The sequence below is a fragment of the Micromonospora sp. NBC_00821 genome, assembly GCF_036347035.1.
In the GTDB taxonomy this organism is placed as follows: Bacteria; Actinomycetota; Actinomycetes; order Mycobacteriales; family Micromonosporaceae; genus Micromonospora; species Micromonospora hortensis.
Genome location: NZ_CP108880.1, coordinates 5,533,469 through 5,544,459, shown reverse-complemented (window position 1 = coordinate 5,544,459; position 10,991 = coordinate 5,533,469). Strand labels below are relative to the sequence as shown.

Annotated in this window: 9 protein-coding genes; all 9 read left to right on the top strand. The window is 74.6% G+C overall.

Going from position 1 to position 10,991, the window contains the following annotated elements; translation table 11 throughout:
- Positions 1-404: 404 nt before the first annotated feature.
- The 9 genes from OHB44_RS25135 to OHB44_RS25095 all read left to right on the top strand — a co-directional run bounded on the left by OHB44_RS25135 (position 405) and on the right by OHB44_RS25095 (position 10,830).
- The gene (locus OHB44_RS25135) at positions 405-854 is read left to right on the top strand and encodes an SAV_6107 family HEPN domain-containing protein (protein WP_007463070.1); all 450 of its coding nucleotides are present in this window, start codon (positions 405-407) and stop codon (positions 852-854) included.
- A gap of 102 nt (positions 855-956) precedes the next feature.
- Positions 957-1,682 carry a hypothetical protein gene (locus tag OHB44_RS25130; protein ID WP_238682856.1) on the top strand — a complete coding sequence of 242 codons (726 nt, stop codon included), beginning with the start codon at positions 957-959 and terminating at the stop codon, positions 1,680-1,682.
- Positions 1,679-3,292 (top strand): DNA polymerase Y family protein, encoded by a 1,614-nt coding sequence (locus OHB44_RS25125; RefSeq protein WP_266304877.1) that lies wholly within the window; start codon positions 1,679-1,681, stop codon positions 3,290-3,292. The genes OHB44_RS25130 and OHB44_RS25125 overlap by 4 nt, the downstream gene beginning before the upstream one ends.
- A 33-nt stretch (positions 3,293-3,325) precedes the next feature.
- Entirely contained in the window at positions 3,326-6,712 is a 3,387-nt protein-coding gene (locus tag OHB44_RS25120) for an error-prone DNA polymerase (protein ID WP_330438445.1), read from the top strand.
- A 93-nt stretch (positions 6,713-6,805) separates the two neighbouring features.
- Positions 6,806-6,982 carry a hypothetical protein gene (locus tag OHB44_RS25115; protein ID WP_167492956.1) on the top strand — a complete coding sequence of 59 codons (177 nt, stop codon included), beginning with the start codon at positions 6,806-6,808 and terminating at the stop codon, positions 6,980-6,982.
- A 74-nt stretch (positions 6,983-7,056) separates the two neighbouring features.
- On the top strand, positions 7,057-7,824 hold the full coding sequence (locus OHB44_RS25110; RefSeq protein WP_266304879.1) for a methyltransferase domain-containing protein: 768 nt from the start codon (positions 7,057-7,059) through the stop codon (positions 7,822-7,824).
- Positions 7,821-8,993 carry an alkaline phosphatase family protein gene (locus OHB44_RS25105; protein ID WP_266304880.1) on the top strand — a complete coding sequence of 391 codons (1,173 nt, stop codon included), beginning with the start codon at positions 7,821-7,823 and terminating at the stop codon, positions 8,991-8,993. Before OHB44_RS25110 ends, OHB44_RS25105 begins: the two co-directional genes overlap by 4 nt.
- Positions 8,994-9,055: 62 nt before the next feature.
- A complete protein-coding gene (locus tag OHB44_RS25100; RefSeq protein WP_266304881.1) occupies positions 9,056-10,315 on the top strand; it encodes a DNA polymerase IV in 1,260 nt (419 codons plus the stop codon).
- A gap of 116 nt (positions 10,316-10,431) precedes the next feature.
- A complete protein-coding gene (locus OHB44_RS25095) occupies positions 10,432-10,830 on the top strand; it encodes a DUF3040 domain-containing protein (protein ID WP_030334542.1) in 399 nt (132 codons plus the stop codon).
- The last annotated feature ends 161 nt before the right edge of the window (positions 10,831-10,991 follow it).

Genomic DNA, 10,991 nt, shown 5'->3' with positions numbered 1-10,991 from the left:
CCGGCGCGCTCGGCGCGTCACACGTTGCATTTTCGTCGGAGGGGAGGTGTACTGTCAGCAGCAGTTAGAACGAGTGTTCGATTGCCTCGAACGCCCGTTCCAACCAGCCGGAGCGCGGCGTTTCGCGGCGCCACCTCCGGGCGGTGCGGCTCCGCGGGCCGCACCTGGGTTTCCGGGCAGTCGCGAGCCTGGTCCCAACAGGCAGGAGCGTTGCCCGCCGCCCACGACCCCCGGGCGGCGGGCGACGCACCCGCCGGTCCGCCGGCCGGGTGTGGTGTGGGGAAGCATCCACACCCGGCCGGCCACACCCGGTGCGTCTTCCTCCGCACCACCCCGACCTCGGCGTCTCGTCGGCGGCATCAGCCGCCGCGGTGACGTCTCGGCCACGTGGAGGAGAGACACCCATGCCGACCAACCCGGCTCAGGCACCGACGGTGCCGGCGCACGTGCTGCCGCACCGCACCCCCGCCCAACTCCTCACGTTGGCCCGCCGTGGGCTGGTCGAGGCCGGCCAGACCCGACCTGACGGTCTGCGCTACGCGGCTGCCCACCTGGCCGCCCTGCGCGCGGCGGCGGCCCTGCTCGCCGCCCGGGCCCGACCCGCGCCGAGTCGACGCAACCGGATCACCAGCGTCTGGGTTCTCCTCTGCGCCGTCGCTCCGGAGCTCGACGAGTGGTCCCGGTTCTTCGCCGCGGGGGCCAGCAAGCGCGCCGCCGCCGAGGCCGGCATCCCCCGGGTGGTCAGCGCCCGGGAGGCCGACGATCTGCTCCGCGCCGCCGAACAGTTCGTCACTGTGGTGGAAACCGCGCTCGGCGTGGCCCACCAACCGGCCCTGGACGGCCTCGCCGCCTGATCCCGCCTGCCACCGGCCGCCCTACCGGGGGGAGCCGGGCGGCCGGTGGCACGGCGTGCCGGTCCTGATCTGATCCACAGCAACGACGGGGGAGTTGGTCCAATGGCGGGCCGCATGGTGGTCGGTTCCGCCGCGCTGGCCGATCTGGTGCGCCCGGCGAGCGCATCCGACCCGGTCGGTGGCCACCGGGTGCTGCCGGTGGTGCCCGAGCTGACCGGTCTGCTGCCCAACCGGGGCCTGCGCCGGGGCAGCACCATAGCGGTCGCCGCCGGTCAGCCCCGCCGCAGCGGTGGCACCTCGCTGATGCTGGCCCTGCTCGCCGAGGCGTCCCGGGCCGGCTCGTGGTGCGCCGTGGTCGGGGTGCCGACGTTCGGCGCGGGCGCGGCGGCTGAGCTGGGCATCGCCCTGGACCGGCTGGCCCTGGTGCCGAACCCCGGCCCCGAGTGGGCCACAGTGGTCGCCGCGCTGATCGACGGGGTGGACGTCGTGGTCACCGCCGTGCCGGCCTCGGTCTCCGCCTCGGTCGCCACCCGGTTGGCCGCTCGGGCCCGGCAGCGCGGCAGCGTGCTCGTCCCGTACGGCCGGTGGGACGGCGCGGACGTGACGCTGCAGGTGGTCCGGGGAGTCTGGGAGGGTCTCGGGCTGGGCCGGGGGCGGTTGCGCCGCCGGGAGATCACCGTCTCGGCGCGCGGGCGCGGCGCGGCCGCCCGGCCCAAGGAGATCAAGGTCTGGCTCCCGGGGGACGAGCTGACCCGGGTGATCCCTCGTGCGCTGCCGTCGCCCGCGGGCCGATCGGCCGCGCCACTCGCGCTGGTCGGTCGGGGGTGACCGGCGCGCCGGCACGCACGCTGCTGCTGTGGTGCCCGGACTGGCCGGTGCTCGCCGCCGAGATCGTCGACGGGGTGCCGGCGACCGGCCCGGTCGCCGTGCTGCACGCCAATCGGGTGGTCGCCTGCTCCGAGCGGGCCCGCGCCGAGGGGGTGCGTCGAGGGCTGCGCAAGCGGGAGGCGCAGGGGCGCTGCCCGCAGCTCACCGTCGTGGAGTACGACCCCGGCCGGGACGCCCGTGCGTTCGAGCCGGTGGTCGCCGCGGTGGAGGAACTGGTAGCCGGCGTCGAGGTGGTCCGCCCGGGTGCCTGCGCGGTGGCCGCCCGGGGGCCGGGCCGTTACCTCGGTGGCGAGGAGGCGGCCGCTGAGCGGATCATCGAGCACGTGGCGCAGTCGTGCCTGGTGGAGAGCCAGGTCGGCATCGCCGACGGGGTGTTCGCGGCCGGGTTGGCCGCTCGCGCTGGCCGGGTGGTGGCACCGGGTGGGACACCGGAGTTCCTGGCCGGGTTGCCGGTCGAGGCGCTCGGCCGGTCGGCGCTGGCCGACCTACTGCGTCGGCTGGGGGTACGCACCCTCGGCGACTTCGCCGCCCTGCCGGCCGGCGACGTGCTGGCCCGGTTCGGGTTCGACGGTGCGCTGGCCCACCGGCTGGCCGCCGGGCGGGACCACCGCCCGCTCGCCGTCCGGCGGCCGCCGGCCGACCTGACGGTGACCGCGGAGCACGACGAGCCGATCGACCGGGTCGACGCGGCGGCGTTCGTGGCCCGGGCGCTGGCCGAGCGGCTGCACGAACGGTTGGCCGGGCACGGGCTGGCCTGCACCCGGCTCGGCATCGAGGCGGTGACCGAGCACGGGCAGGAGCTGCACCGGGTGTGGCGGCACGATGGCCTGCTCACCGCCGCGGCCATCGCCGACCGGGTGCGCTGGCAGCTCGACGGATGGCTCTCCGGCAGCAACGGCCGTGCCGGCGCCCGGCCGGCCCGACCAACGGCCGGCATCATCCGGCTGCGACTGATCCCGGACGGCGTGATCGCCCAGGCCGGTCTGCAGGCCGGCCTCTGGGGGGAGACCGGCGAGGAACGGGAACGCGCGCACCGGGCGTTGAGCCGGGTGCAGGGCATCCTCGGCCCGGAAGCGGTGGTCACCGCTGTGCTCGGTGGTGGGCGCTCCCCGGCCGACCAGGTGCGACTGGTGCCGTGGGGCGACGAACGCGTCCCCGCCCGTCCTGGCCCGCCGGCCGATGCCGGCGCCGATCCGGCCACCGGCCGGGGTGCAGTCGGGGCTCCGCCGTGGCCGGGCCGGCTGCCGGCACCCGCGCCGGCGGTGGTGCTGCCCAGTCCGCTCGCGGCGACGGTGCACGACGCCGCCGGTGAGCCGGTGGTGATCAGCGCGCGGTTGGCGGTGAGCGCCCCACCGGCTCGGCTGGTGGTCGGCACCGGCCAGCCGGCGGAGATCGTGGGCTGGGCCGGCCCGTGGCCGGTGGACGAGCGGTGGTGGGCGCCGGTCGAGGCCCGCCGCCGGGCCCGGTTCCAGGTCAGCCTGGCCGACGGTGCCGCCCTGCTGCTGGCCGTCGAGGCCGGGCAGTGGTTGGTGGAGGCGATCTATGACTGAGCCGGTGCTCCCCGGGTCGCAGGTGGAGGCTCGATGAGCTTCCACAACCCGAACATGCCCTGGTCGGAGCTGGAGCGGGTGCTCTCCGGGCGGGCCAGTGGCGGCTCCGGCCGGTCGGGCGGCGGTCGGTCGCGTGAGGAGCGGCACCTGCACGTGGTGGATCCGCTCGCCGTGGACGCCGATGGCGGCGACTCCCCGGCCTGGAGCCGCCGCCGCGAGCAGTACCAGCCACCGGAGCTGACCCGCCCCGACGGTGTGGTGCCCTACGCGGAACTGCACGCGCACACCAACTTCAGCTTCCTCGACGGCGCGAGCCACCCGGAGGAGCTGGCCGAGGAGGCGGCCCGGCTGGGGCTCACCGCGCTCGCTGTCACCGACCACGACGGCTTCTACGGGGTGGTCCGCTTCGCCGAGGCGGCTCGTACGCTGGGCCTGCCGACCATCTTCGGCGCGGAGCTGTCCCTCGGCCTGCCCGGCCCGCAGAACGGCGAGCCCGACCCGCACGGCGCGCACCTGCTGGTGCTCGCGCACGGCCACGAGGGGTACGCCCGGCTGGCCACCACCATCGCCCGCGCCCAACTGCGCGGCGGGGAGAAGGGCCGCCCGGACTACGGGGACCTGGAGGAGGTCGCCGCCGAGCTGCGTGACCATGTGCTGGTGCTGACCGGCTGCCGCAAGGGGCACGTGCCGGGGGCGCTGCTCACCGAGGGGGTGGACGCGGCGGCCCGCGAGTTGGACCGGCTGACAGCGCTCTTCGGCGCGGAGACGGTGGCAGTGGAGCTGACCGACCACGGCCATCCCATCGACGCCGACCGTAACGACGCGCTCGCCGAGCTGGCCGCCGCGGCCGGGTTGCCGACGGTGGCCAGCAACAACGTGCACTACGCGAGCCCTGGCCGGCGTCGACTGGCCACCACCGTCGCCGCGGTCCGGGCCCGCCGCAGCCTGGACGAGATCGACGGCTGGTTGCCCGCGGCGGCCACCGCCCACCTGCGCAGCGGCGCGGAGATGGCGGCCCGGTTCGCCGCGTACCCGGGTGCGGTGGCGCGGGCCGCCGAGTTCGGCACCGAGTTGGCCTTCGACCTCCAGCTCGTCGCGCCGCAGCTACCGGCGTACCCGGTGCCGCCGGGGCACACCGAGATGAGCTGGCTGCGGAAGCTGACAGCCGACGGGGCGCACGAGCGCTACGGGCCGCCGCAGGCGCACCCGACGGCGTACGCGCAGCTCGACCACGAACTGAACATGATCGAGGAGTTGGGTTTTCCCGGCTACTTCCTGGTGGTCTACGACATCGTCACGTTCTGCCGTGACCAGGACATCTACTGCCAGGGTCGGGGTTCGGCGGCCAACTCGGCGGTCTGCTACGCGTTGCGGATCACCAATGTGGACGCGGTCCGGCACCAACTGCTCTTCGAGCGGTTCCTCGCCCCGGAACGGGACGGCCCACCCGACATCGACGTGGACATCGAGTCCGACCGGCGGGAGGAGGTGATCCAGCACGTCTACACCCGTTACGGCCGGGAGCACGCCGCCCAGGTCGCCAACGTCATCTCCTACCGACCCCGGTCGGCGGTGCGGGACGTGGCCAAGGCGTTCGGCTACTCCCCGGGGCAGCAGGACGCCTGGAGCAAGCAGATCGACAGGTGGGGCTCGGTCGCCACTGTCGATGTCGAGAACATCCCCGAGCAGGTGGTGGAGTACGCCAACGAGTTGCAGACGTTCCCGCGGCACCTGGGCATCCACTCCGGCGGCATGGTGATCTGTGACCGGCCGGTGATCGAGGTCTGCCCGGTGGAGTGGGGGCGGATGCCCGGGCGCAGCGTCCTGCAATGGGACAAGGACGACTGCGCCGCGGTGGGCCTGGTCAAGTTCGACCTGCTCGGCTTGGGCATGCTCTCCGCCCTGCACTACGGCTACGACATGATCGGGTCCCGGCTCGACCTGGGCGACATGACCCTGGACGACCCGGAGGTCTACGACATGCTCTGCCGGGCCGACTCGGTTGGGGTGTTCCAGGTGGAGAGCCGGGCCCAGATGGCCACCCTGCCCCGGCTCAAGCCCCGCGAGTTCTACGACCTGGTGGTCGAGGTGGCGCTGATCCGTCCCGGCCCGATCCAGGGCGGTTCGGTGCACCCGTTCATCCGCCGCAAGAACGGCCAGGAGCCGGTGACCTTCGCGCATCCGCTGATGCGCAACGCCCTGGAGAAGACCCTGGGTGTGCCGTTGTTCCAGGAGCAGTTGATGCAGCTCGCCATCGACCTGGCCGGCTTCGACGCGGCCGAGGCCGACCAGTTGCGCCGGGCGATGGGCGCCAAACGGTCGGTCGAGCGGATGACCAGGATCGCCGACCGGCTCTATGCCGGGATGGCCGAGCGGGGCATCACCGGTGAGCTGGCCGACGACGTCTACCGCAAACTCACCGCGTTCGCCAGCTACGGCTTCCCGGAGAGCCACGCGATGAGCTTCGCCTACCTGGTCTACGCCAGCTCCTGGCTCAAGCGTTACCACCCCGCGCCGTTCCTGGCCGCGCTGCTCAACGCCCAGCCGATGGGTTTCTATTCGCCGCAGACCCTTGTCGACGACGCCCGCCGGCACGGGGTGGAGGTCCGTCGTCCGGACATCAACGCCAGCGGGGCGCTGGCGGTGCTGGAGTCCACCCCGGAGACCCGGTGGGGCAGCGGGCCGGGGGAGCCGCCGCACGCCTGGGGGCTGGGCGGCCCCGCCGTCCGGCTCGGCCTGTCCAGTGTGCGGACCCTCGGCGCCGATGTGGCCGAGCGGATCGAGGCCGAACGGGCCGCCGACGGGCCGTACCGGGACATGCCGGATGTGGCCCGGCGGCTCGGTCTCACCGCCGCGCAGCTGGAGGCGTTGGCCACCGCGGACGCCTTCGCCTGTTTCGGGCTGTCCCGGCGGCAGGCGCTGTGGGCCGCTGGCGCGGCGGCCCAGGACCGGCCGGGTCGGCTGCCCGGCACTGTGACCGGCGCGGCGGCGCCCACGCTGCCCGGGATGGAGGCGGTGGACCGGCTGGTCGCCGACGTGTGGGCCACCGGGTTGTCGCCGGAGAGTCACCCCGCCCGGTTCATCCGGGGTCAGCTCGACGTGCTCGGCGCGGTGCCGATCGCCCGGCTCGGCCGGGTGGAGCCGGGGCAGCGGATCCGGGTCGGTGGCATCGTCACCCACCGGCAACGCCCGGCGACGGCGGGCGGGGTCACCTTCCTCAACCTGGAGGACGAGACGGGGATGCTCAACGTCACCTGTTCGCCGGGGTTGTGGCAGCGCTACCGGCGGGTGGCGCGGACCAGCGCCGCGCTGGTGGTCCGGGGGCGGTTGCAGCGGCACGAGGGGGTGACCAACCTGGTCGCCGACCGGCTGGACGCCATCGAGCCACCGGTCAGCCCCGCATCCCGCGACTTCCGCTGATTCAGTGATCCACATTACGGTTTCCCGAACCGTCGAGCGGGAGACTCGTCCCGAGCGGGCAGAGCGGCCCGTGATTCGTGAGGGGGAACGACAGTGACGGGAAATCACGCGTACACCGGTGGAATCGCCAACGCCCGGCGGACCCGACTGGGCACCGGCTGGGTGCCGTCGCACCTCGCCGACCCCCGCGAGTACGAGGTGACGAACGGTCCGGTGGCCAACGAGCGCCGGTCCCGGGCGGAGGACGAGGCCGAGGGCACCGAGGCCTGACCGACCGCCGACCACGCACCGATCGGGCGTGTGGTGGGCGCCCCCGCCACACGCCCGCACCACCACCGGGCCGGGTGACTAGGCTCGACCGGGTGGAGCAGACCCGAGGCCGGTTCGCCGAGCCGCCGCTGACACCCCGTACCGCCGTGATCTGGTCGGTGCTCCGCGCCGAGCTGGACCGGCGCGGCGACGCCGAGCTCACAGTCCTGGACGTGGGCGGCGGCACCGGCGGTTTCGCCGTTCCGCTGGCCCGCGCCGGGCATCGGGTCACCGTCGTCGACGCCAGCCCCGACGCGCTCGCCGCGCTCACCCGCCGCGCCGCCGAGGCCGGGGTGGCCGACCGGATCGCCGCCGTGCAGGGCGACGGTGACGCCCTCGCCGGGCTGGTCGAGCCGGCCGGCGTCGACCTGGTGCTCTGCCACGCCGTCCTGGAGGTGGTCGACGACCCGGTGCCGGTGGTGACCGCGCTCGCCACCGCGCTGCGTCCGGGCGGGGCGGCAAGTGTGCTCGTGGCCGGCCGGGCCGCCGCCGTGCTGGGCCGCGCGATGAACGGCCACCTCGACGTCGCGACCACGCTGGCCGCCGATTCGGCCGGCACCGCCGGACCACGGGACACGCTGCGCCGACGCTACGACGCCCCCGGCGCCGCCGCGCTGCTCGGCGCCGCCGGGCTGGTGGTCGAGGAGATCCACGGGGTACGCGTGCTGGCCGACCTGCTGCCGGCCGCTGTCGCCGACGGGCAGTCCGCCGCCGTGGTCGAGCTGGAACGTGCGCTGGCCGCCCAACCGCCGTACCGGGACCTGGCCGCCCAACTGCACCTGTTCGCCCGCCGGCCGGCATGATCGCCGAGGCTGGCGCCCAGCCCGCGCCGCTGGAGATCCTCGGGCCGGGCCACGGCGGCGGCCGCCTCGCCGACGTGCTGCCCAGCGCGCTGGCCGTGCTCGGGGTGCCCGGCTCGACCGACCCGCTCGGGCTCCGGCCCGCGCTGGGCGGCGTACGCCGGATCGCCGTGCTGCTCGTCGACGGGCTCGGCTGGTACCAGCTACCTACCGCGGCGCCGTACGCGCCGACCCTCGCCGGGCTCGCCGCGACGGTGGCTCGGCCGCTCATCGCCGGTTTCCCGTCCACCACCCCGACCAGCCTGGTGTCACTGGGCACCGGTGTCGCGCCGGGCGCGCACGGGGTGCTCGGCTTCACAGTGCGGGTGCCTGGCACCGATCGGGTGCTCACCCACACCGATTGGGCCGCCGATCCGTCGCCGCTGCGCTGGCAGCCGGTGCCCACCCAGTTGGAGCGGGCCCGCGCCGCCGGCGTGACGACGACCGTGGTGAGTCGGCCGGAGTTCGGCGGCAGCGGGTTGACACTGGCCGCCAACCGGGGTGGCGACTTCCGGGGCGCCACCGGCGGGGACGCGGTGGCCACCGCCATGCTGGCCGCGCTGGCCGCCGGCACCGGGCCCACACTGGTCTCCGGCTATCACGCCGACCTGGACCGGCACGGCCACGTCAGCGGCGTCGACTCGGCACCCTGGCGGGTCGCCGCCACCGAGGTGGACGCCCTGGTCGCCCGACTGGTCGACGGGCTGCCGCCGGACGCGGCGCTGCTGGTGACCGCCGACCACGGGCAGCTCGACATCCCTGCCGCGCACCGCTTCGACCTGGACACCGATCCGCGACTGCGCGCCGGTGTGCGGCTGGTGGCCGGCGAGGCCCGGGTGCGCTACCTGCACGTCGAGCCGGGTGCTGTCGACGACGTGCGGGCCGCCTGGTCGGAGGTGCTGGGCGTCGCGGCCCGGGTACGCACTCGCGACGAGGTGGTGGCCACCGGCTGGTTCGGGCCGGTGCCCGAGGAGCACCTGGGCCGGGTCGGCGACGTGGTGGTGACCTGCAACGACACGTACGCGGTCATGGCCAGTCGCACCGAGCGGCCGATGGCGTCGAAGTTGGTGGCCTACCACGGGTCGGACACCGCCGCGGAGCTGACAGTGCCGCTGCTGGTCGTGCGGGGCTGACCCGGGGACGGTTCGGCCGGCCGGCCGATGGTGGTGTCGTACCCCGGGGTTAACCTGCCGGGATGGGCCGCAGCCAGTCGTTGCCCCGGGGCGACGATCCGCGCTTCGGGCCGGACGCCGACGACTCGGCCAGTCCGATCCTGCACGTCGACATGGACGCCTTCTTCGCCGCCGTCGAGGTGCGCCGCCGTCCCGAGTTGCGCGGCCGGCCGGTGGTCGTCGGCGGTGTCGGCCCGCGCGGGGTGGTCAGCTCGGCCAGCTACGAGGCCCGCCGGTACGGCGTCCGCAGCGCGATGCCGACCAGTCAGGCCCGGGCCCGCTGCCCTCACGCGGTCTACCTGCCGCCGGACTTCTCCGCCTACACGGCCGCCTCCCGGGCCGTCATGCAGATCTTCCGGGACGTCACGCCGCTGGTCGAGCCGCTCTCCCTCGACGAGGCGTTCCTCGACGTGACCGGCGCCCGTCGGCTGTTCGGCTCTCCGGCCACCATCGCCCGGCTGATCCGTCGCCGGGTCGCCGACGAGCAGGCGCTGACCTGCTCGGTCGGGGTGGCGCCGACCAAGTTCGTGGCCAAGCTGGGCTCCACCCGCGCCAAGCCGGACGGCCTGCTGGTCGTGCCCCCGGGGCAGGTGCTCGACTTCCTGCACCCGTTGCCGGTGGACGCCCTGTGGGGGGTGGGGGAGCGCGCCGCCGAGGCGCTACGCCGGCTTGGCCTGACCACCGTCGGGGACCTCGCCGAGGCGCCGGTGGGCATGCTCCGCCGGGCCGTCGGTGCCGCCTCGGCCTCCCACCTGCACGAGTTGGCCTGGGGGCGCGACCCGCGCGGGGTCAGCCCCGAGCACGTCGACAAGTCGATCGGCGCCGAGGTGACCTTCGACGTCGACGTGGCCGACCCGTTGGAGATCCGCCGTGCGTTGCTCGCGCTCAGCGCGAAGGTCGGTGTCCGGCTGCGCGGCTCCGGGCAGGTCGGGCGCACCGTCTCACTCAAGGTCCGGTTGGCCGACTTCCGCACCGTCAGCCGATCTCGCACCCTCGACGTGCCCACCGACACCGCCCGCGAGATGTTCGACACGGTTTGGGCGCTCTATACCGCGCTGGACCCGGCCGAGCGGATCCGACTCGTCGGTGTCCGGGTGGAAGGGCTCGCCCCGGCGCAGGGCGCTCACCGGCAGCTCACCCTCGGCGCGCCCGAGCATGGCTGGCGCGAAGCGGAAGCTGCCGCGGACGCCGCCGCTGCCCGTTTCGGGCGGTCCGTCATAGGTCCGGCCAGTCTGATGGCCGACCGTGATCCCCGTCGAAACGAAAATCCACCCCGCCCATAGGTCGTCCCGCTTTCCGACGCGCGACCCCCCTCGTAGACTTGCGGGTAAGCAGCCGGTTGGCTGCCACGGTCTGTCGGCCCGAGTGGGCCCGACCAACGTGACCGGGGAGGAGTGCCGTGCCGCTCTCGGAGCACGAGCAGCGGCTGTTCGAGCAGATCGAGCGGTCGCTTGCCGAGGACCCCAAATTCGCCTCGGCCGTGCGCGCCAGCGATCCGCGCTTCCATGCGCGGCGTCGCCTGCTCGTCGCCGCCGGCGTCATCATCGCTGGCTTGGCTCTACTGGTCTATGGCGCGGTGATCAAGACTCCACCACTGGCGGTGGCGGGCTTCGTCGTCATGCTGGCGTCGGCCGCGTTCGCGGTGCAGTCGCACCGGCGGGCGCAGTCACCCGACCTGCACGTGGTGGGCGGCACGACGAGTCGTCGTCGTCCCCGCGGTGGCCGATCCGGTCGCCGGTCGTCAATCCTGGACCGCATGGAGGACAGGTGGCGGCAGCGCCCGGAGGGGCACCGCTGAGCCGGTCCCGCCGCTGAGGCGGGCCGTACGCCGCGACGAGCGGTCGCCGGGCAACAGCCCCCGGCGACCTCCGTCGTATCCGCGCGCCCTCTACCGCTGCCCGCCCTCTCCCGCAAGATCGTGCTCGATCCTGGAAGTAGTGGCATCGTGTGCGAGGGGAA